Consider the following 20,315-nt stretch of genomic DNA (forward strand, 5'->3'; position numbering starts at 1 on the left):
AGCGTACGGGCTTGGGTTACCCCAGCGGGCCGACGAGCTCCACCCAGTTGCCGTCCGGGTCGGCGACGAACATCCAGCCCATGCCGGGTACCGGTGCGAATTCGGCGAGTTCCTGCGCGATCTCGTATCCGGCGGCCTTGACCTGCTCGGCCGCGGTCGTCACGTTGGCCACCACCGCGGTGAAGTAGCGGATTCCGGCGGCGGCCGGACCACCACCGCGCACCGCGGGCGCGGCGGGCGCCTGGTCGAGGGTGACGAGCTTGAGCACGTTGCTACCCAGGCCGTAGCGCTTCATCGTGCCGCCCGGGAAATCGAGATCACCTTGGAAGGGCAGACCCAGGAAGTTCTCGTAGAACTCCACCATCGGGCCAAGGTTGGTGGTCACCAGACCGATTTCGACGTTGGGGGCGAGCAGCTCGATGGCCATCGGTGTTCCTCTGCGTTGAGAATGGCTGACGTCGGTGAGGATAGCGGCCCGGTGGTGTCAGCAAATCCCTAGGTCTTGGTGCCGATCGTGATGAGGTCCCACACCGCCTTGGTCCACAGCGGGCGGTTTACGCGATGCTGGTCGGTCAGCGTGAATCCGGCACCGGCGAACAGTGCCTTCATCTCGTCGGGCGAGGGGTTGTGCGCCGGATTCGACAGGCTTTCCGACAGCTTGCGCAGCAGCGGGGGAGCGGGCGGGCTGATGGTCGCCACCGCCACCATACCGCCGGGCCGCAGGACCCGATGAAAGTCGCGCAGGGCGGCCGGCTGGTCGAAAAAGTGGAACGCCGAGGTGGTGACGACGGCGTCGAGTGCGTCGTCGTCGAACGGCAGCTGCTCAGCGGGCCCTTTGAGCCAGTTCACCTGTGCCGAGCGGGCCTGGGCCTCCCGCAGCATGCCGTCGGACATGTCTACGCCGTACACCGCGTCGGTATCCAGCTCACGCTGAATGCGGTCGGCGAGTATGCCTGTGCCACAAGCGATATCGGCGATCTGGCGGGCGCCGTGAGCATGCAGCGCCGCGATGACTTCGTCCTGGGCCGGCCGGTACACCCACTGCTGCAGGGCTGGAAGGTCATAGAGCGGGGCGGCCAGTGTCCAGAACCGGGTGACGACGTCGTTGTAGTTGCGACCGCGCTGGGGCATGCCGCCAGTCTAGGGAGCCAATCCCGGGTCAGGGCCCTGGCGTGAGCCGCAGGTGCCGATGTGGGCCTCGTGCCAGGGCGGCCACCGCCGAGACGATGTTGCCGGCGGTGGCCAGCGCGCCCTCCGGGTCACACAACCGCAGGACGCGCGTCACCTCGGGACCGGGAACCAGCACCCACTCGACCCCGCTGCGTGAGCACCGCACGTTGACGGTGTGCAGCGCCGAGAAACCGTCGGTGCCGAAGAACGCCAGCCGGGACAGGTCGAGCACCAATTGCTGGTAGCCCGCGACATGCTCCTGAATGAAGTCGAAGAATTCGGCGGAGTTGGCTGCGTCGATCTCGCCGACGGCGGCGACCAGCAGGGTGTTCTCGCTGAGTTCGCGCGCACGGAACTGCCCGCGCTCGATGCGGTTGCTCCCGGGACGAGGGACAACCACCGGTGCAGAAGAAATGCCAACAGACATGACGCCTCCGTCAGTCGAGATCCGTGGTGTTGTCCTGGCGGCACCATGGCCGGGGTCCTTGGACTCAAGACCCCCACCGCGAGAGTTCAGCCCTCGCACAATGGCGTCTCCGGGTGGCTGTTAATTCAACCTGATGGAAATCTACTACGGATTTCGTAGCACTTCCACAATTTATTACGGATATCTATATTCCCAGATCAGGGACAGCATTGCCGGATGTGAAAAGTTCACAGACTCGGAATTTCGGCAAATATTGACGACGTGCACAATTGATTCCGTATTCATCTATGCGCTGGGGGGTGATGACAGATCTGAGATTGTGTCTACCCCGGAAGTGTGATCGCGATTACGCTGGCGGTCGGCACCGAGGAGGCATGGATGTATGACCTGACGATCACCGGCGGCACCGTCGTCGACGGCACGGGCGACAAGCCGTTCCGAGCGGATATCGGCATCAAGGACGGCACGATCGTCGAGATCCGCCGCAGGGAGGGCGACGACCCGGGTCTGCAGGGTGAGGCGGTGCAGAACATCGACGCGACCGGGCGGATCGTGACCCCCGGTTTCGTCGATATCCACACCCACTACGACGGCCAGGTCAGCTGGGACGGCCTGCTCGAGCCGTCGACCATGCACGGGGTGACCACGGTCATCAGTGGCAACTGCGGCGTCGGATTCGCCCCGGTCCGTCCCGGCAGTGAACAGTGGCTCATCGAGCTCATGGAGGGTGTCGAGGACATCCCGGGCACCGCATTGACCGAAGGCATCAGCTGGGGCTGGGAGTCCTTCCCGGAATACCTCGACGTCATCGAAAAGCAAGCCTTGGCAGTCGATTTCGGTACCCAGATCGCACACGGCGCGGTACGCGGCTACGCCATGGGGGAGCGTGGCGCGCGCAACGAGCCCGCCAACGAAGACGACATCGCCATCATGGCGCGCATCGTGCAGGAGGGAATCGAAGCCGGCGCTTTCGGGTTCTCGACGTCGCGCACCGAAGCCCACCGTGCCGTCGACGGTGAACCCGTTCCCGGCACGTATGCCGCCGAAGACGAGCTGTTCGCCCTCGGCCGGGCGATGGCCGCCGGTGGCCAGGCCGTGTTCGAGGTGGCCCCGGCAGGCACGGCCGGTGAGAGCCTGGACGCCCCGATGAGGGAGCTCGACTGGATGGTCCGGCTCGCCGCCGAGATCGACCGGCCGCTGTCGTTCCCGGTCATCCAGACCCAGTCGGCACCCGACCTGTGGCGCAAGCAGCTCGAGATCGCCGGCCGGGCCCTCGACGACGGAATCCGGGTGCACCCGCAGTTCGCGGCCCGCCCGTTCGGAATGCTGTTCGGCTTCGCCGGGTATCACGCCTTCACCCACCGCCCGACGTTCCGGAAGCTGAAGGCCGAGCTGTCTCCTGCGGAGCTGCGCGCCAAGCTGGCCGACTCGGCAGTGCGCGCGGCGATCCTGGCCGAGACCGATCTGCCTGCCCAGCCGCTGCCGCTGTTCGACTCGCTGTTCGCGATGATCCAGTACAGCGTCGACACCATCTACGCGATCGGCGATCCGCCGGACTACGAGCCGACTCCGGACCAGACCGTCGGTGCCATCGCCAAGTCGCGTGGTCAGGATCCACTGGCCACGATGTACGACCTGATGTTGGAGTCCAACGGCACCGCGATGCTGATGCTGCCGTTCTTCAACTACGTCGAGGGCAACCACGACGCCATCTACGAGATGATGTCGCACCGCGCGGCCATCTCGGGCCTGTCCGACGGCGGCGCTCACTGCGGGCTGATCTGCGACGCCTCCTACCCGACCTTCATGCTGTCGCACTGGGCCCGGGATCGTAAGCGCGGTCCGCGCTTCCCGATCGAGTACGTGGTGCGCAAGCAGACCCTGGACACCGCGAATCTGTTCGGCCTGTCCGACCGCGGCGTGCTCAAGGTTGGCAAGAAGGCCGACGTCAACGTCATCGACATGGATGCGCTGGCGCTGGAGGTGCCGCTGATGGCCTACGACCTGCCGGCCGGCGGCAACCGGCTGATGCAGGGTGCGCGTGGTTACGACGCCACCGTGGTCAGCGGCGTCGTCACCCGCAGGCACGGAGCCGATACCGGGGCGCGCCCCGGCACACTGCTGCGCGGGATGCGCTGACGACCCTGCCGACCGGCGACCCAGTATCTTCGGTGTCAGGATCATGAGCATTCCCTACATACCGGAGACGCCGGCCGAGACGCCGACCTGCTACCGCCACCCTGACCGTCAGACCTACGTCCGGTGCGCCCGCTGCCAGCGGCCGATCTGCCCGGAATGCATGCGCAGCGCCGCCGTCGGGCATCAGTGCGTCGACTGCGTGGCGGCCGGGGCACAGAGTGTGCGCCCGGTGCGGACCGCATTCGGCGGTGTCCAGCGCACCGGCGCTCCGGTGGTCACCTATGGGCTGATCGCAGCGAACGTGCTGATGTTCGTCCTGGACATGGCCTCCCGCGGGTTACGGCAGGAACTGGTGCTGTGGGCGCCGGCGGTCGCCAGCGGCGAGTACTACCGACTGATCACCTCGGCATTCATGCACTACGGGATTGCTCACATCCTGTTCAACATGTGGGCGCTCTACGTGCTGGGGCCGCCCCTGGAGCAGCATCTGGGCCGGCTGCGCTTCGGTGCGTTGTATGGGCTGAGCGCGCTGGGCGGTTCGGTGCTCGTGTACCTGGTCGCACCGATCGGCTCGGCGACCGCGGGTGCTTCCGGCGCGGTGTTCGGGTTGTTCGGCGCGACGTTCGTGGTGGCCCGCCGGCTCAATCTCGACATCCGCTTTCTGGTCATCCTGATCGCCGTCAACCTGGTGATGACCTTCACCCTGCCCGGGATCAGCTGGCAGGGGCATCTGGGCGGGCTGGCCACGGGAGCGTTGATCGCCGCCGCCTACGTGTACGCGCCCAGGGACAACCGCACGCTCGTACAGGTTGCCGTCACCATTGCGACGCTGGTGGTCTTCACCGGGCTGATTGTCTGGCGGACCGCCGATCTGCTCGACCATTTCGGCGCGCTGATCGCGCCGTGAGCCGCTACAGCCGGGTCAACCAGAACGGGTAGGTGAACGTTCCGCCCGGTGCCCCGTCGCAACCGGCGTCGAAGGACGACTGCAACGTTCCCGACAGCGTGTTGGCGTCGAAGGTGTAGACGTCGTGGGTCGGAATGACAGGGCCGTAATAGATGTCGCCGCAACGCAACCCGTCCGGCACGTCGACGGTCAGCGTGTACTGCCCGTTGACCAGAACCGCGTTGCCGTACCAGGCGTAGGCCTTGGCGATGGGCTGCGCGACGGCCGAGATGCGGGTGCACTCAGGAGTGACCGTATTCGGCGGACTGCAGGGGGCGACGCTCCAGATCCAGGTGTGGAAGTCGCGCCGGTCAGGGATGTTGACGTTGTAGCTGCCCGGCTGCAAGGCGGCCGATGCCGATGGGGCAAGGCTCAACGCCGCCGCCATCATGAGCACAACGCTGACCACGATCCTCCGCACGAGCGGGCTCCCTTCGTCTGGCCGTCCTGCCGAACCAGTCGAATCTATGCTGTGCGGGCGCTCGAATCGAGCGGAATCTCAATGTCTGGTCTCCACCAGCAGCACGTCGAGTGTTCTCGGTCCGTGCACACCCTCGACCCGGTTGAGTTCGATGTCGCTGGTGGCGCTCGGACCGGAGATGAACGTCAGGGGCCGCAGCGGATCGAGCGCCGCGAATGCCTGGGGCACGGTGTCGACGATCTGGTCGGCGAACACCACGCAGATGTGATGGTCGGGTACCAGGGTCAGTGCCCGCCGGCCCTGCCTGGCACCGGCGTCTAGGACGATGGTGCCGGTGACGGCGACACCCAGGGCGCAGCCGGTGACGACGGCCGCGGCAGCGTCGAGTTCGGTGACGCCGAGGGGATTTTCGGCCGAATCGGTGACCGTGTAGATACCGCTCACCCAGTCGGCGGGCAGGTCCGCCGGCGTCACCACCGGGCGATCGGAGCCCACCAGCCCGGCGATGGTCGTGGCGATGTCGGCGGCCGCGATGCGCACCACCTGGGCCCGGTATTCGGCGACGGTCTCGGCGAAGCGGTCTGCGTCGCCGGGACCGTGTATTGGCGAGCGCTCGTAGTCGCGCGGTATCTCGACGGCGTCGGCGGGTGCGGCGGCCAGCGCCGAGCGGATTCGGTCGAGCACGACGCGGCGGGCCTCGGTCATGGCGCACCGTCCGGGCCGTGCGTGCGGGCCCACCACTGCCGGAAGGTCTCCCGCGGCGGCTCGGGTACGTCCCGTGAGGAGGTCCAGCGCGACGCCGGCCACGGCAGTGCCGAGATCTGATGATCCGACCCGGCCAGCAGGCGGGCCGCCCCCAGTGCTTTCTCGGCGAGCGCGAAGCGTGCCGGTGAACCCATGGCCCACGCGGCGGCCCGCATCGCAAGTGTTTGTCCGGCAAGCGGATTGCGCTTCGAGTCGACCTGCTGTGCGCGCAGGTGCACCAGGATGGACGGGATGTCGATGCGCACCGGGCAGGCGTCGAAGCAGGCGCCGCACAGCGACGAGGCATACGGAAGTGCGGCATTCGGGTCGTGGTGGTCGCGCGTCGCGGTCAACTGCGGACTCAGGATCGCCCCGATCGGACCCGGGTACACCGAGCCGTAGGCGTGGCCGCCGGTGCGCTCGTAGACCGGGCAGACGTTGAGGCAGGCGCTGCACCGGATGCAGTGCAGCGCCGGGCGGCCCACCGGGTCACCCAGGACGTTGGTGCGCCCGTTGTCGAGCAGCACCAGGTGGAAATCCTGCGGGCCGTCGCCGGGATGGACACCGGTCCACATCGAGGTATACGGGTTCATCCGCTCGGCGGTCGACGAGCGGGGCAGCAGCTGCATGAAGACCTCGAGGTCGGCGAACCGCGGCACCACCTTCTCGATGCCCATCACCGTGATCAGCTTCTGCGGCAACGTCAGGCACATCCGTCCGTTGCCTTCTGACTCCACCACCGCCAGCGTGCCGGTCTCGGCGATGCCGAAATTCGCTCCGCTGACGGCGACCTTGGCGGACAAGAACTTTCGGCGCAGATGTGCGCGCGCCGCCATGGCGAGTTCGCGCGGGTCGTCGGTGAGGTCGCCGGCGCCGGGCATCTCGGCGGCGAAGATCTCCCGGATCTCGGCACGGTTGCGGTGGATCGCGGGCACCAGGATGTGGCTGGGTTTGTCGCGGCCGAGCTGGACGATCAACTCCGCCAAGTCGGTTTCGACGGCGGTGATGCCATGGGCCTGCAGATGTTCGTTGAGCCCGATCTCCTGGGTGGCCATCGACTTGACCTTGACCACTTCGTCGGCCCCGGCAGCCTGCACGAGTTCGGTGACGATCCGGTTGGCCTCGTCGGCGTCGCGCGCCCAGTGCACGTGGCCGCCGCGGGCGACGACGTTGCTCTCGAGCTCCTCCAGCAGCTCCGGAAGCCGGGCCAGCACATCCTGCTTGAGTGCACTTCCGGCGGCCCGCAACTGCTCCCAGTCCGGGCATTCGGCCACCGCGCCAAGCCTTTTGGTACGGATCGTGCGGGTCGCGTGCCCCACGTTGCGGCGCATCTGGGTGTTGCGGAGCTCCCGCCGCGCGGCGACGGGAAACGGCTCGTCACCGCGCAGGTTGCCGAACCCCGGGGTACCCAGGAACGCGCTCACGGCGCCGGCTCCGTGGCGGCCAGGATCTCGGCGAGGTGAACGGTGCGCACCGGCGAGCGCGTCCGACTCAGCCCACCGCCGATGTGCATCAGGCAGGAGCTGTCGCCCGCCGTGCAGACTTCGGCCCCCGAGTTCGCGACCGCCGCCATCTTGTCGGCCAGCATCGCCGTCGAGGTGTCCGCGTTCTTGATGGCGAACGTTCCGCCGAAACCGCAACAGGTCTCGGCGTCGGACAGCTCCACCAGGGTGAGACCGCGAACGTGGCGCAGCAGCTGCAGCGGCTTGTCGCCGACCCTCAGCAGGCGCAGCGAATGGCACGTCGGATGGTAGGTGACGCGGTGCGGGTAGTAGGCGCCGACGTCGCGGACGCCCAGGACGTCGACCAGCAGTTCGGACAGCTCGTAGGTGCGCGCGGCGACCGCCTCGGCGCGGTCCGCGAGCGCGGTGTCGCCGGCGCGGTTGGCCACCATCGCGTGCTGGTGGCGTACCGAGCCGACGCACGATCCCGACGGTGCGACGACCACGTCGCAGCCGGCGTCTTCGAACACCTCCACGTGGTGGCGGACCAGGTCGGTGGCCTGCCCGAGATAGCCGGTGTTGATGTGCATCTGCCCGCAGCAGGTCTGGCCGTCCGGGAACACCACCTCGTGGCCGAGGCGTTCGAGCAGCTGCACAGTGGCGATGGCCGCGCGCGGGAACATCGCGTCAGCCAGGCAGGTGGCGAACAGGGCGATCCGCATTCACACAACCGTACGTCCCTTTAACCGGCGCCGAGGAATGCCGGTGGCTACGATTCAGTCCACGTCGCCGGGGATCGACGCCGGGCGGACCGAACATGAGGAACTCCAGCTGTGGGCACAGACTTTTCGATACCGGTGCATCCGACCGCCCACAAAGCCCGCACCGGACTGATCATCGGTGCGCTCGGCGTGGTGTTCGGGGACATCGGAACCAGCCCCATCTACACGTTGCAGACACTGTTCAACCCCGACGATCCGCATCCGGTGCCGATCACCCCGGCCAACGTCTACGGGGTGGTGTCGCTGGTCTTCTGGTCGGTGATGATCATCGTCAGCCTCACCTACGTCACGCTGGTGATGCGCGCCGACAACGACGGTGAAGGCGGCGTGATGGCGTTGATCACGCTGGTACAGCGGCTTGGGAGCCGCTCGAGCCCGCGCGTCATCGCGATCCTGTCGAGCCTCGGAATACTGGGCGCTGCACTGTTTTTCGGCGACAGCATGATCACCCCCGCCATCTCGGTGCTGTCCGCGGTCGAGGGCCTCAAGATCGTCGACCCTGGTCTGGCCGAACTCGTGGTGCCCATCACCGCGGTGATCATCATCGGGCTGTTCCTGGTGCAGCGGCACGGTACCGCCACCGTCGGCCGGTTCTTCGGGCCGGTGATGATCGTGTGGTTCGCCGTGATCGGCGCCTGCGGGGTGCGCGGCATCCTCGGCCATCCGCAGATCCTGCGTGCACTGTCGCCCACCTATGCGCTGGAGTTCATGGTCAGCCACTTCCACATCGCGTTCTTCGCGCTGGCCGCGGTGGTGCTCGCGGTGACCGGTGCCGAGGCGCTCTACGCCGACATGGGGCACTTCGGCCGGGCCTCGATCACGTGGGCCTGGCTCGGGCTGGTGCTGCCCGCCCTGGTGCTCAACTATTTCGGCCAGGGCGCCCTGCTGCTGGGCGACCAGAGTGTGGTCAACGCCCCGTTCTTCCTGCTGGTGCCCAACGGCTGGGAACTACCGATGATGGTGCTGGCCACCGCGGCGACGGTGATCGCCTCGCAGGCGGTGATCACCGGGGCCTATTCGGTGGCATCCCAGGCCGCCCAGCTCGGCTACCTGCCACGGCTGCGGATAGCGCACACCTCGGAGTCCTCGATCGGGCAGATCTACGTGCCGTGGATCAACGGCATGCTCCTGGCGGCGGTGCTGATCCTGGTCTTCGCGTTCCGCAGTTCGGCGGCCCTGGGCTATGCCTACGGGATGGCCGTCACCGGCACGATCACCATCACTACGGTGCTGTTCCTCTATATCGCGCGCAACCGCTGGCGCTGGCCGCTGTGGCTGGTGGCCACCGGTGGCGGTGCGCTGCTGGTGGTGGACCTGATGTTCCTGGCCGCCAACATGACCAAGATCGTGCACGGCGCCTGGCTGCCGCTGCTGATCGGTCTGATCGCCTTCACGGTTCTGATCACGTGGCAGCGCGGCCGGGTGATCGTCACCGCGGCACGCGATGTCGCCGAGGGCCCGCTGCGCGAGTTCGTCCACGACATCACCCGCCGCGACCCGCCGTTGCCGCGGATCCCCGGCACCGCGATCTTCCTCAACCGAGGCAGCGAGACCGCGCCGCTGTCGCTGCGCGCCAACGTCGACCACAACCACGTGCTGCATCAGCACATCATCATCATGTCCATCGACACCCCGCCCGTCCCGCGGGTATCGGACAAAGACCGGATCACCGTCGACGATCTCGGCAGCCACTACGACGGAATCTTCTTCGTATCAGCACGATTCGGCTACATGGAGCGCCCCAACGTCCCGGCGGCGCTACGGCTGGTCAACCCTGCCGACACCGAGGGCATCATCGACGTCGACAACGCCTCGTTCTTCCTGTCCAAGCTGGACCTGTGCGCGGGCAAGAAACCCACCATGGCGCCGTGGCGCAAACGGCTGTTCATCGCGACCTCGCACATGACCGCCGACGCGGCCGGTTACTTCGGCATGCCCCTGGAGCAGACGGTCATCATCGGGGCGCGTATCGAGGTCTAGCGTGAAGGGATGACCGACTCCACGACGTGTGCGATTGTGGGCGGGGGACCCGCCGGGATGGTGCTCGGATTGATCCTGGCCCGAGCCGGTGTCGAGGTGACCGTGCTGGAGAAGCACGCTGACTTCCTCCGCGACTTCCGCGGCGACACTGTGCATCCCAGCACTCTGCGGCTCCTCGACGACCTGGGGCTGTGGGACAAGTTCGCGGCACTGCCGCAGAGCAAGGTCGAGGCGGCGACACTGACCGTCGACGGTAAGTCCCTCACCATGGTCGACTTCCGCCGGTTGCGCCAACCGCACCCGTACGTGGCGATGGTGCCGCAGTGGGATCTGCTCAACCTGCTTGCCGAGGCCGCCGCGGCCGAGCCGACATTCACGCTGCTCCTGGAACACGAGGTCACCGGGCTGGTGCGCACGGGTGGGCGCACCACCGGGGTGCGCTACACCTCGCCGCACGGCGACGGCGAGTTGGCCGCCGAGCTGACCGTGGCCTGCGACGGCCGCTGGTCGGTGGTGCGCCAGAGCGCCGGGCTGGAGGCCCGCGAGTTCCCGGTCGGCTTCGACGTCTGGTGGTTCCGGCTGCCCCGCGACAGCGGCGCGCAGTACTCGCTGATCCCGCGGACCGCGCCCGGCCGGGTGCTCATCATGATCCCGCGGGAGGGCTACTTCCAGATCGCCTACCTGATCCCGAAGGGCCGCGACCCCGGCCTGCGGGCGGCCGGACTGGACGCGTTCAAGGCCGAACTGACCGAACTGGTGCCGGAAGCCAACGTCGACAGCCTGACCTCACTGGACGACGTGAAGTTCCTCGACGTCCGGGTCAACCGGCTCAAGCGCTGGCACACCGACGGGGTGCTGTGTATCGGCGACGCCGCCCACGCCATGTCGCCGGTCGGCGGGGTGGGCATCAACGTCGCCGTCCAGGACGCGGTCGGCGCCGCGACCCTGCTGGCCGATCCGCTGCGCCGGCGCGATGTCACCGACCGGGACCTGGCCGCGGTCCGCCGCCGCCGGCTGCCCGCCGCGGCGCTGATCCAGGCCGTGCAGCGGGTCATGCACCGGCAGCTGGTGGAGCCGATCCTGCGGGGGGAGAGCGCGAACCCGCCTGCGGCCATGACAAAGCTGATCCAGCGGCTGCCCTGGCTGTCGGCTGTCCCGGCCTACGTCGTCGGCGTCGGGGTGCGACCGGAACGGGCGCCGGCTTTCGCCCGGCGCTAACCGCCGAGCATCACCAGCCCGCCGTCGACGGCGAGCAGCTGGCCGGTGATGAAGTGCGAGCCCTCACCGGCGAGGAACACCAGCACCGGGCCGAGGTCGCGGTCGGGATCGCCGAGCGCCCCGCCGAGCGGGATGCTGGCCCGGATCTGCTCATCGATGAAGGGCGCGGCGGCCGGGCCGAGGAACTCCCGGAGACGCTGCGCGCCGCGCGTCTGCATGGCCGGGGCCAGCGCGTTGACCGTCACCTTGTCGGCTGCCCAGGCCTTGGCCGCCGAGCGCGTCCACGCCTGCACCGCGCCCTTGGACGCGGCGTACACCGCCGAGATGGGGCTGCCGGTCACGGCCTCCGATGAGCCGAAATTGATGATCCGGCCGCCGGACCCGCGCATGACGGCGTGCGCCGCCTGGTTGGTGAAGATCGTCGTCTTGAGGTTGGTGTCGAAAGCGACGTCGATGTCCGCGGCGGTGATGGCGCCGGGGATACCCTGCTGCCACGAACCGGCGGCATTGACCAAGACGTCCAAACCGCCCAGGGCCGAGACCGCGGCGTCCATCATCGCGCCGACGGCGTCCTGATCCCGGGCATCGCACTGCAGCCACGTCGCCGCGCCGGCCTCGGCCGGCTCGGTGCGGTGGTAGGTCGCCACGACGCCGGCTCCCGCGGCGGTGAGCGCGCGCACCGCGGCGGCGCCGAGGCCGGTGGCGGCGCCCGTCACGACGACCCGCGTGCCCTCCAGCGGGCCGCTCACCGAGATGCTTCGATCGTCGGCGACTCTGCGGCCGTGTGCCCTACCATGGCGGTCACGGTAAGGACCCCCGTCGCAGGTGTCAACCATCGCTCGGCGCGAATTGCATTGCGCCGTTCGAATATTCGACGATTCGAGGAGTTCGGTATGAAGGTGTCCATGGTCGTCGGCGCGGGCAAGACCGAGATCGTCGAAGTGCCCGACCCCACTGTCGGACCCGCCGACGTGCTCGTGAAGATGAAGGCATGCGGCATCTGCGGATCCGACGCGCTGTACATCGCGATCGGCGGCCTTCCGCCGCGGCAGGGCCGGATGCCGCTGGGGCACGAACCGGCCGGTGAGATCGTCGACGTTGGCCGCGATGTGAAGGACCTCAAGGTGGGCGACCACGTCGTCGTCAACCCGATGGCCGCCGCGACCGGCGTCATCGGCAACGGCGGCCCCACCGGCGCCCTGGCCGACTACCTGCTCGTCGAGAACGCCGTGCGCGGAATCAGCCTGGAGGTGATCCCGCCCGAGGTGCCGTTCGCGGTCGCCGCCCTCAACGAGCCGATGGCCGTCGCCCGCCACGGCGTCAACCAGACCCGGCCCAAGCCGTCGGACAAGGTCGTGGTGTTCGGAGCGGGCCCGATCGGCTTGGGCGCCACCATCGCCTACAAGTCGATCGGCGTCGGCCACGTCACCGTGGTCGACCTCATCGGATCACGGTTGGACAAGGCACTGACGGTGGGCGCCGACGCCGTCGTGAACGCCGCTGAGGACGACGTCGTGGCGGCCTTGATCGAACTGCACGGGAAAGGCGAGGCGATGTGGCCCGGAAAGGCCGGCACCGACATCTACCTCGATGCCGCCGGCTCGCCCTCCGTCATCACCACCGCACTGACCGCCGCCAAGAAAGGGGCCACGCTCGGGGTCGTCGCGGTGCACAAGGAGCCGGTGTCGATCGACCTCGTCAACCTCATGGGCAACGAGATCACCGTGGTCGGCTCGATGGGCTACCCCACCGAGATCTTCGAAGTGACAAAGGATCTGGTGGCCAACTGGGAGCGCTACGCCGTGATCGTCAGCCACAGCTTCGGATTCGACGACGTCGAGGAGGCCCTGCAGACCGCGCTCACGCCCGGCGCTGCCGACAAGGTCGTCGTCACCTTCGACTGACCTCACACCTGGGGCAGCACCTCGGCGGCAAGTAGCTCCAGGGTCGCGTCGGAAGCCCGGTCATGGGTGAACAACACCACCTGGCCGAAGCCCATCTCGTGCAGTTCGCCGAGCCGGTCGACGATCGCCTGCGGTGTGCCGATCAGTCCACCGTCGTGCAGGCCGAAAGCTGGATCACCGAACCGTTTTTCGGCCAACTGGCGGACGGCAGGCAGCGCCGTCTGGTCGGGCGCGATGGCCAGCACCGCCTCCACCGACATCACGATCGACGACGGATCGCGGCCGATGTCCTCGCACAGCGACCGCAGTACCGTCAGCTTGTGCTGCATCTCTGACAGGGCGTAGGTCGGCACGTTCCAGACGTCGGCGTAGCGGGCCACCAACGGCAGGGTGTACTTCTCCCCGGAGCCGCCGACGACGATCGGCGGGCGAGGCCGCTGCACCGGTCCGGGTTTGATCGGCATGTCGCGGACGGTGTAATGCGCACCGCTGTAGTCGATGTGCTCGCCGGCGAAGGCCTGAGTGAGGATCTCCAGCGTCTCGCGCAGCCGCTGCGAGCGGTCCGCGAACGACCCCCAGGGCAGGCCCATCCGGCGGTGCTCGTCCTCGATGGAACCGCTCCCGACACCGAGTACGAGTCGGCCGTCCGAGACCTGATCGAGGGTGGTGGCCATCTTCGCCAGCACCGCCGGATGACGAAACTGGTTGCACAGGACCATATGTCCGACCCGCAGGCGCTCTGTTCGGCTCAGTAGCGCGGTGGCCAGCGTCCAGGCCTCCAGCGAGTCGATCCCCGGAACGCCCGGCCCGTACATGTGGTCGTAGAGCCACAGTGAGCCGATACCGAGTTCCTCGCAGCGCTGGGCGCGGTGCAGCATGTCGCGGTAGGTGAACCCCATCTGCGGGACGTACACCCCGATGTCGAGCCGGCTCACTGCCTGATGCCAACGGCGTGGCGCAGCTGCGCCAGGAACTCCTCGGCGTCGTCGCTGCGAACGACGTAGTGCGAGACGGCGACGCGGATCGCGGTGGACGCCTTCACTCCCGCGTTGGCCCCGGTGAGCAGCCGCTCCAGGCGGGTACGCATGACCGGCAGGATGTTTCCGAGCTGGGCGATCACCACCTCGGGCTCGATGTCGATGAGCCGAACCCCGGAGTAGGACTGCTGGTAGGACACGATGAACTGCAACGCGGCATCCAGCTTGTCGGCTCCGCGCAGCCCGGCGGTCGCACGACTGATCCCGTCGTCGAACATGTGCCGCTCGTAGACGCCGAAGGCCTTCAGCAGCTCTTCCTTGGAGGCGAACCAGCGATACAGCGTGGGGCGGGAGACACCGGCCTGCAGGGCCACCTCGGACAGGCTGAGCTTGGTCTGGCCGTTGCGGGCCAGCACCTCCGCGGTGGCCTTCAGGATGCGGTGACGCGACGAGGTCTCGTCGGCATCGAGTGTCGCATCGGTTGCGGCGGGCGGGTGGCTCACCTGTACAGGATTACAGGTCGCGGCCAATGTGTCACGCAGGTTCACGCAACCGAGATGCATCCCACTGTATTTACAAATATGCGCCAAAGTGTCACGCTGTGCTCGTGCCTGAGGTTGACCGTGACTACAGCCCGCACGACATCACGTCGCGCGAATTTTGGGGCCAGCACTTCGAGGTCCGGGACCAGACCTTCGCGGCATTGCGGCACGCCGACGGGCTGAGCTGGCATCCCCCGGTCCCGTCGGTGTTCGACACCGACGAGCCCGGTTTCTGGGCGCTGACCCGCCGGGCCGACATCGTGCACGCGAGTCTGCATCCGGAACTGTTCAGCTCGGCACAGGGCATCGCGCTGGACCCGATGCCCGCCGACCTGCAGCGCATCGCGACGTTCTTCCTGATGATGGATCCGCCGCAGCACACCCTGTACCGGCGTCTGATCAGTTCCGCGTTCACCCCGCGCAACGTGGCCCAGATCGACGAGCAGGTCCGCAAGAACGCCGCCGCGATCGTCGACGACCTGGTCGGCGCCGGTGAGGTCGACTTCGTCGCCGCCTGCTCGGCCCGGCTGCCGATGATGACGATCGCCGAAATGCTCGGCGTCCCAACAGATCAGCGTGAAGCCGTGGCCAAGGCGGCCGAGAAGTTGTTCTCCATGAGCGATGACGAGTACAGCAGCCTCGACGAGCGCGCCGAGGCGACCATCAACGAGATGTTCCTGCTGGCCAACACCGGCATCGAACTGGCCAAGTTCCGTCGCCGCCATCCCGCCGACGACCTGATGACCAGCATCGTCAACGCCGAGGTCGACGGGCACCGTCTGACCGACGAAGAGATCGGCGCGTTCCTGATCCTGCTGGCCTCGGCGGGCAACGACACCACCAAGCAGACGACGTCGCACGCCATGCTCGCCCTGGCAGCCAACCCCGACCAGCGGGATTGGCTGATGGCCGATTTCGACGGCCGAATCAGCCAGTCGGTCGAGGAGTTCATCCGGTTCGCCACGCCGGTGCTGCAGTTCGCGCGCATCGTCACCCAAGACACCGAGCTGGCCGGCCAGCAGCTGGCCGCCGGAGACAAGGTGGGCCTGTTCTACTGCTCGGCCAACAGGGACGAAGCGGCCTTCGATCGCCCGCAGGCATTCGATCTGCAGCGTTCGCCCAACCCTCATCTCGGGTTCGGCGGCGGCGGCCCGCACTTCTGTCTGGGCAACCAACTGGCCCGCACCGAGCTGCGAAACATCTTCCGCGAGTTGCTGACCCGGGTCACCGTCGAGTTCGGCGAACCGGAGTACCTGATGAGCAGCTTCGTGCACGGGATCAAGCGGCTGCCCGCATTCGTGCGGTGACGAGAGCAGAGGACTATGCGCATCGAGGTCGACCCCGGCAAATGTACCGGGCATGGCATCTGCGAGACGATCGCCGAGGACGTCTTCGAAGTCGGTGACGACGGCCTGGTGCGCCTGCACGACAGCCACCGGCCCGAGTCGGACCGCGCGCGGATGCAGCAGGCCGTGACGCAGTGCCCGGCCGCGGCGCTGACCGTGGTCGAGGACGACCAGTGAAGAAGTACTTCAGCCACACCCTGCTCTACCTGCACGAGACCATCGCGCTGGGCAGCGAGCGCAGCGACCGGTTCACCGAACAGTTCACCGCCGTATACCAGCCGATGATGGAATCCCTTGGTGCACGGCTGTTCTCGATCTGGGAGAGCACCCCGTACAACGGGAACTGGCCGCAGGTCACGATCATCTGGGAGATCGACGCCTTCGCCGACTACGCCGGGATCGGCCGGGCGCAGGCGCCCGGCGGCAGCCACCGCGACGCGTTCGTGGCCTGGTCGGATTACCTCGCCGGGGTGGGCGCCTCCGGTGAGGGCCGGATCATGTACGCCGGACGCAGCAATCGCACCCTGGCCGAACTCATCGACGCCAAAGTCGGTGCCGGGCTGGTGATCCAGGAGGTCATGCAGACCAAGCCGGGTCGTCAGGACGACTACATCCGCGAGCTCGAACGACTCTATGTGCCATGGTCGGAACGCACCGGTAAACGCTGGCTCGGCTCGTTCATCACGACGTTCCGGTTCAACGAGGTGATCCACTACTGGGCGCTCGACGGTGACTGGGACTGCTTCGAGAATCACTACCCGTCCTGGAAGGACAGCCCACCCGCCGAGATCGTCACCTGGATGAGTGTCGCCCCGGCCCTGCGCGACGGCTGGGAGGACTCCATCCTGCAGGCGCTCCCGCCGTCCCCGTTGCGATAGCGGTGGTGATGCAGAACTTCTCCTATCACCCGTTCGATCCCGAGGTGATGGCCGACCCGCGGCCGTTCTATCGCACCCTGCGCGACAGCCACCCGGTGTACTACATCGAGGACCTGGACACCTTCGCGTTGTCCCGCTTCGACGACATCTGGCGGGTGCTCGAGATCAACGACGGCACCTTCGTCGCCTCCGAGGGCACGCTGCCCTCGGCCGCGGTGCTCGAGCACCGCAACGACGGTCCGGTGCCCGATCCTGCGTTGCACCCCATGCCGTTTCACGCCAACTTCGACGCACCGATCTACGACGACGTCCGGCGCTGCACCGCGGGCCCGTTCCGCCCGAAACCGGCCGCCACCCTGCAGAGTCGCATCCAGGAGCTGGCCAACCAGCGTCTCGACGAGCTGTTGCCGCGCGGCAGGTTCGATCTCACCCAGGATTACGGCGGCATCGTCGCAGCCTCGATCGTCTGCGAGTTGATCGGCCTGCCGACCGATCTCGCGGCCGACGTGCTGGCCACCGTGAACGCCGGCAGCCTGGCACAGCCGGGCAGCGGTGTCGAGGTGGCCAACGCCCGACCGGGCTACCTGGAGTACCTGATCCCGGTTGTCGCCCGGGCCCGCACCGGTGGCGGCTCGGTGATCGTCGAGCAGCTGCTGAACTACCGGCTGCCGGACGGGTCGGCGCTGTCCGATGCCGAGGTGGCCGTCCAGCTGCTGGGGGTGTTCATCGGCGGCACCGAGACCGTGCCCAAGATCGTCGCGCACGGCTTGTGGGAACTCAGCAGGCATCCCGAGCAGCTCGCCGCGGTGCGCGCCGACCCGGCCGCCACCGTTGCGGTCGCCCGCGACGAGATGATCCGATACTGCGCACCCGCACAGTGGTTCGCCCGAACGGTTCGGCGGCCCTTCACGATTCACGACACCACGGTCCAGCCCGGCCAACGGATCATCAGCCTGCTGGCCTCGGCCAACCGCGACGAACGCGAGTACACCGACCCGGAGGCCTTCGTCTGGGACCGCCCCATCGACCGGTCGTTGGCCTTCGGTCGCGGCCAACACTTCTGCCTCGGCTATCACCTGGCCCGGCTCGAGATCGCGGTGCTGGTCGGCGAGTGGCTGCGTCGGGTGCCCGACTACGCCATCGAGGAGAACGCGGCCTGGCGTCCGCCGTCGAGCTTCCAATGGGGCTGGAACTCGGTCCCCGTCGAAGTGCAATAATCGCTCGATGTCGGTCGAGAATCGCGTTACCTACTGCCGGATCTGCGAACCGATGTGCGGGCTGATCGCCGCCGTGGAGAACGACCGGCTGGTGTCGCTGCGCCCCGATCCGGACCACCCGCTATCCCAGGGCCGGGCCTGCCCGAAGGGCATCGCGTTCACCGACGTCCAGAACGACCCCGACCGGGTGCTGACGCCGCTGCGCCGGCGATCCGACGGTCAGTTCGAGAAAGTCAGCTGGGACGTGGCACTTGATGACATCGCGGCGCGGCTGACGGCGATCATCGCCCGCCACGGCGGGACGTCGGTGGGCCAGTACATCGGCAACCCGACCGCGTTCGGGTATGCGGCCGGACTGTGGGGCGGGCTGCTGATGGCGCGCATCGGCACCAAGCACCTGTATTCGGCGGGCTCCCAGGACATCAACAGCCGCTTCGTCGCGAGCAAGCTGCTCTACGGCGCGGTGAGCCAGCTGCCGTTCCCGGACCTGCCCCGCACCGACTTCCTGCTGATGCTCGGGGCCAACCCGCTGGTGTCGCGGGGCAGCGCGGTCCGCGCGCCCCGCATCAAGGACGACCTGACCGCGATCGCCCGCCGCGGGGGCCGGGTGGTCGTGATCGACCCGCGCCGCACCGAAACCGCGCGCGCCCACGAGCACATCGCCGTGCGACCCGACTCGGATGCCTGGCTGCTGCTGTCGATGCTCAACGTCATCTTCACCGAGGGCCTCGACGACGCCGCGGCCATCGCCCGGCAGTCCACCGGTGGTGCCGCGCTACGCGCCCTCTGCGCGCCGTTCCCTCCGGAGGAGACCGCGACCCGCACCGGGGTGACCGCCGACACGCTTCGTACCCTGGCCCGCGACTTCGCCACCGCACCCACCGCGACCGCCTACGGGCGCACCGGGGCATGCCTGGGCAACCACGGCACCCTGGTCAGCTTTCTGCTCGACGTGCTGACACTGGTGACCGGCAACCTCGACCGCCCCGGCGGCACCCTGATGTCGCATGCCGTTATCCCGCTGGAGGACATGGGCGAGCGGTCCGGGAACCTGACCTACGGCAAGTCGCATTCGCGCGTCGGCAACCTGCCCGATGTCAACGGCACATTCCCCGCGGCGGTGATGGCCGAGGAGATCACCACGCCGGGTGAGGGCCAACTGCGTGCCCTGTTCGTCCAGGCCGGCAACCCGGTGCTGACGGTGCCGAACAGCGACGCGCTGGAAGCGGCCATCCGGAAACTGGATCTGCTTGTCTCCCTTGACTTCTACGTCACCGAGACCAACAAATACGCCGACTACATCCTGCCTGCGACCACCATGCTGGAGCGCGACGACCTGCCGACCACCTTCGCGGCATGCTGCCCCTCGGTGTTCGTCCAGACCACCGAGGCCGTGCTCAAGCCGTACGGACAGGCCCGCGCGGAGTGGGAGGTCTACGCCGACATCGCCAAGCGGATGGGCCTGTCACTGTTCGCCACCGGACCGCTAGAGCGCCTCAATCCCGTTCTGTCCCTGCTGGAACGCAAGGGCATCATGAACGTGACACCGAAGAGCCTGATGTCGCTGCTACTGCGACTGGGCCCCTACGGGGATCGATTCGGGTTGCGCCGCGGCGGGCTGAACCTCAAGAAGCTGCGGGCGAACCCGCACGGGTTGGTGCTCGCCGATCACGTTCCGACCGGGGTGCTCGAGAAGGTCGTCCGCCACCCAGGCGGTAAGGTCCGGCTCGACCCGCCGGAGATCGTCGCCGAGGTCGGCCGGCTGGGCTCGCGCGGCCACGACGATGCGCAGTTCCCGTTGCTGGCCATCGGCATTCGCGAAGTCCGGTCGCAGAACTCCTGGATGCACAACAGCCCCACCCTGATGAAGGGCGACCGTAAGCAGCGCACCCGGATCAACCCGCACGACGCCGGTGCCGCCGGGATCGTCGACGGCGGACGGGTCCGGATCACCTCGCGCCAGGGTGCCATCGAAACCGACGTGGTGGTCACCGACGAGGTCGGCAGCGGAACCATCGCCGTCCCCCACGGGTGGGGTCACCGCGGCGGCTGGCAGCTGGCCAACAGCATGCCCGGAGCCAACGTCAACGAGCTGACCTCCAGCCGGCCCGAGGATCTCGAGACACTGGCGGGGATGTCGGTGCTCAACGGCGTCGCGGTGCGCATCGAAGCGGTGTCCTAG

The 20,315-nt window shown here is 67.8% G+C and carries 20 protein-coding genes; 10 read left to right on the forward strand and 10 right to left on the reverse strand.

The features are described 5' to 3' along the window. Positions 1-16: 16 nt before the first annotated feature. The 3 genes from OG976_RS13705 to OG976_RS13715 form a co-directional block, all read right to left on the reverse strand. Positions 17-427, reverse strand: a complete 411-nt coding sequence (locus OG976_RS13705) for a VOC family protein (protein WP_328349670.1) — start codon at positions 425-427, stop codon at positions 17-19. Positions 428-495: 68 nt separating this feature from the next. After that, positions 496-1,131 (reverse strand): class I SAM-dependent methyltransferase, encoded by a 636-nt coding sequence (locus OG976_RS13710; RefSeq protein ID WP_328349672.1) that lies wholly within the window; start codon positions 1,129-1,131, stop codon positions 496-498. 28 nt (positions 1,132-1,159) lie between these two features. Then, positions 1,160-1,597, reverse strand: coding sequence for an STAS domain-containing protein (locus tag OG976_RS13715; RefSeq protein WP_328349674.1), 438 nt, complete (start codon positions 1,595-1,597; stop codon positions 1,160-1,162). A gap of 378 nt (positions 1,598-1,975) precedes the next feature. Between OG976_RS13715 and OG976_RS13720 the strand changes: the two genes are divergently transcribed. Together OG976_RS13720 and OG976_RS13725 are read left to right on the forward strand one after the other, a co-directional pair. After that, positions 1,976-3,736, forward strand: a complete 1,761-nt coding sequence (locus OG976_RS13720) for an N-acyl-D-amino-acid deacylase family protein (RefSeq protein ID WP_328363542.1) — start codon at positions 1,976-1,978, stop codon at positions 3,734-3,736. A gap of 43 nt (positions 3,737-3,779) precedes the next feature. Next, entirely contained in the window at positions 3,780-4,643 is an 864-nt protein-coding gene (locus OG976_RS13725; protein WP_328349676.1) for a rhomboid family intramembrane serine protease, read from the forward strand. 4 nt (positions 4,644-4,647) lie between these two features. Here OG976_RS13725 and OG976_RS13730 read toward each other — a convergent pair whose 3' ends face one another. The 4 genes from OG976_RS13730 to OG976_RS13745 form a co-directional block, all read right to left on the reverse strand. Next, on the reverse strand, positions 4,648-5,073 hold the full coding sequence (locus tag OG976_RS13730) for a hypothetical protein (protein WP_328363545.1): 426 nt from the start codon (positions 5,071-5,073) through the stop codon (positions 4,648-4,650). Between the two features lie 108 nt (positions 5,074-5,181). Then, positions 5,182-5,808, reverse strand: coding sequence for a LutC/YkgG family protein (locus OG976_RS13735; RefSeq protein WP_328349678.1), 627 nt, complete (start codon positions 5,806-5,808; stop codon positions 5,182-5,184). Beyond that, positions 5,805-7,271, reverse strand: a complete 1,467-nt coding sequence (locus OG976_RS13740) for a LutB/LldF family L-lactate oxidation iron-sulfur protein (protein WP_328349680.1) — start codon at positions 7,269-7,271, stop codon at positions 5,805-5,807. Before OG976_RS13740 ends, OG976_RS13735 begins: the two co-directional genes overlap by 4 nt. Continuing rightward, a complete protein-coding gene (locus tag OG976_RS13745; protein WP_328349682.1) occupies positions 7,268-8,011 on the reverse strand; it encodes a (Fe-S)-binding protein in 744 nt (247 codons plus the stop codon). The genes OG976_RS13740 and OG976_RS13745 overlap by 4 nt, the downstream gene beginning before the upstream one ends. A 135-nt stretch (positions 8,012-8,146) precedes the next feature. Here OG976_RS13745 and OG976_RS13750 point away from each other — a divergent pair, with 135 nt between their 5' ends. Together OG976_RS13750 and OG976_RS13755 are read left to right on the forward strand one after the other, a co-directional pair. Beyond that, the gene (locus OG976_RS13750; protein WP_442930535.1) at positions 8,147-10,051 is read left to right on the forward strand and encodes a potassium transporter Kup; all 1,905 of its coding nucleotides are present in this window, start codon (positions 8,147-8,149) and stop codon (positions 10,049-10,051) included. Between the two features lie 9 nt (positions 10,052-10,060). Further along, complete coding sequence (locus OG976_RS13755; RefSeq protein WP_328349686.1) at positions 10,061-11,269, forward strand: FAD-dependent oxidoreductase; 1,209 nt, start codon at positions 10,061-10,063, stop codon at positions 11,267-11,269. Here the strand turns inward: OG976_RS13755 and OG976_RS13760 are convergent. After that, complete coding sequence (locus OG976_RS13760) at positions 11,266-12,018, reverse strand: SDR family NAD(P)-dependent oxidoreductase (RefSeq protein ID WP_328349688.1); 753 nt, start codon at positions 12,016-12,018, stop codon at positions 11,266-11,268. The genes OG976_RS13755 and OG976_RS13760 overlap by 4 nt on opposite strands. 144 nt (positions 12,019-12,162) lie before the next feature. Between OG976_RS13760 and OG976_RS13765 the strand changes: the two genes are divergently transcribed. Next, a complete protein-coding gene (locus OG976_RS13765) occupies positions 12,163-13,173 on the forward strand; it encodes a zinc-dependent alcohol dehydrogenase (protein WP_328349690.1) in 1,011 nt (336 codons plus the stop codon). A 2-nt stretch (positions 13,174-13,175) separates the two neighbouring features. Here the strand turns inward: OG976_RS13765 and OG976_RS13770 are convergent, their stop codons facing one another. Together OG976_RS13770 and OG976_RS13775 are read right to left on the reverse strand one after the other, a co-directional pair. Next, the gene (locus OG976_RS13770) at positions 13,176-14,108 is read right to left on the reverse strand and encodes an LLM class flavin-dependent oxidoreductase (RefSeq protein ID WP_328349692.1); all 933 of its coding nucleotides are present in this window, start codon (positions 14,106-14,108) and stop codon (positions 13,176-13,178) included. Continuing rightward, positions 14,105-14,653: a TetR/AcrR family transcriptional regulator gene (locus tag OG976_RS13775; protein WP_328349694.1), complete on the reverse strand. Its 549-nt coding sequence runs from the start codon at positions 14,651-14,653 to the stop codon at positions 14,105-14,107. The genes OG976_RS13770 and OG976_RS13775 overlap by 4 nt, the downstream gene beginning before the upstream one ends. A 104-nt stretch (positions 14,654-14,757) precedes the next feature. Here OG976_RS13775 and OG976_RS13780 point away from each other — a divergent pair, with 104 nt between their 5' ends. Genes OG976_RS13780 through OG976_RS13800 form a run of 5 tightly spaced genes read left to right on the forward strand, consistent with a single transcriptional unit; the run spans position 14,758 to position 20,315 of the window. After that, a complete protein-coding gene (locus OG976_RS13780) occupies positions 14,758-15,999 on the forward strand; it encodes a cytochrome P450 (RefSeq protein WP_442930332.1) in 1,242 nt (413 codons plus the stop codon). A 15-nt stretch (positions 16,000-16,014) separates the two neighbouring features. Next, positions 16,015-16,215 (forward strand): ferredoxin, encoded by a 201-nt coding sequence (locus OG976_RS13785; protein ID WP_328349698.1) that lies wholly within the window; start codon positions 16,015-16,017, stop codon positions 16,213-16,215. Continuing rightward, complete coding sequence (locus OG976_RS13790; RefSeq protein WP_328349700.1) at positions 16,212-16,916, forward strand: NIPSNAP family protein; 705 nt, start codon at positions 16,212-16,214, stop codon at positions 16,914-16,916. The genes OG976_RS13785 and OG976_RS13790 overlap by 4 nt, the downstream gene beginning before the upstream one ends. Before the next feature lie 8 nt (positions 16,917-16,924). After that, positions 16,925-18,133 (forward strand): cytochrome P450, encoded by a 1,209-nt coding sequence (locus OG976_RS13795; protein ID WP_328363548.1) that lies wholly within the window; start codon positions 16,925-16,927, stop codon positions 18,131-18,133. Between the two features lie 7 nt (positions 18,134-18,140). Next, positions 18,141-20,315, forward strand: coding sequence for a molybdopterin-dependent oxidoreductase (locus tag OG976_RS13800; protein ID WP_328349702.1), 2,175 nt, complete (start codon positions 18,141-18,143; stop codon positions 20,313-20,315).

It is taken from the genome of Mycobacterium sp. NBC_00419 (assembly GCF_036023875.1).
Classification (GTDB): Bacteria; Actinomycetota; Actinomycetes; order Mycobacteriales; family Mycobacteriaceae; genus Mycobacterium.

What these genes read in the sequence shown, in the direction of transcription:
- OG976_RS13745 (WP_328349682.1), bottom strand. Translation starts at nt 8,011, where the DNA reads ATGCGGATCGCCCTGTTCGCCACCTGCCTGGCTGACGCGATGTTCCCG.
- OG976_RS13785 (WP_328349698.1), top strand. Translation starts at nt 16,015, where the DNA reads ATGCGCATCGAGGTCGACCCCGGCAAATGTACCGGGCATGGCATCTGC.
- OG976_RS13715 (WP_328349674.1), bottom strand. Translation starts at nt 1,597, where the DNA reads ATGTCTGTTGGCATTTCTTCTGCACCGGTGGTTGTCCCTCGTCCCGGG.
- OG976_RS13735 (WP_328349678.1), bottom strand. Translation starts at nt 5,808, where the DNA reads ATGACCGAGGCCCGCCGCGTCGTGCTCGACCGAATCCGCTCGGCGCTG.
- OG976_RS13795 (WP_328363548.1), top strand. Translation starts at nt 16,925, where the DNA reads ATGCAGAACTTCTCCTATCACCCGTTCGATCCCGAGGTGATGGCCGAC.
- OG976_RS13755 (WP_328349686.1), top strand. Translation starts at nt 10,061, where the DNA reads ATGACCGACTCCACGACGTGTGCGATTGTGGGCGGGGGACCCGCCGGG.
- OG976_RS13800 (WP_328349702.1), top strand. Translation starts at nt 18,141, where the DNA reads ATGTCGGTCGAGAATCGCGTTACCTACTGCCGGATCTGCGAACCGATG.
- OG976_RS13710 (WP_328349672.1), bottom strand. Translation starts at nt 1,131, where the DNA reads ATGCCCCAGCGCGGTCGCAACTACAACGACGTCGTCACCCGGTTCTGG.
- OG976_RS13725 (WP_328349676.1), top strand. Translation starts at nt 3,780, where the DNA reads ATGAGCATTCCCTACATACCGGAGACGCCGGCCGAGACGCCGACCTGC.
- OG976_RS13730 (WP_328363545.1), bottom strand. Translation starts at nt 5,073, where the DNA reads ATGATGGCGGCGGCGTTGAGCCTTGCCCCATCGGCATCGGCCGCCTTG.
- OG976_RS13765 (WP_328349690.1), top strand. Translation starts at nt 12,163, where the DNA reads ATGAAGGTGTCCATGGTCGTCGGCGCGGGCAAGACCGAGATCGTCGAA.
- OG976_RS13705 (WP_328349670.1), bottom strand. Translation starts at nt 427, where the DNA reads ATGGCCATCGAGCTGCTCGCCCCCAACGTCGAAATCGGTCTGGTGACC.
- OG976_RS13720 (WP_328363542.1), top strand. Translation starts at nt 1,976, where the DNA reads ATGTATGACCTGACGATCACCGGCGGCACCGTCGTCGACGGCACGGGC.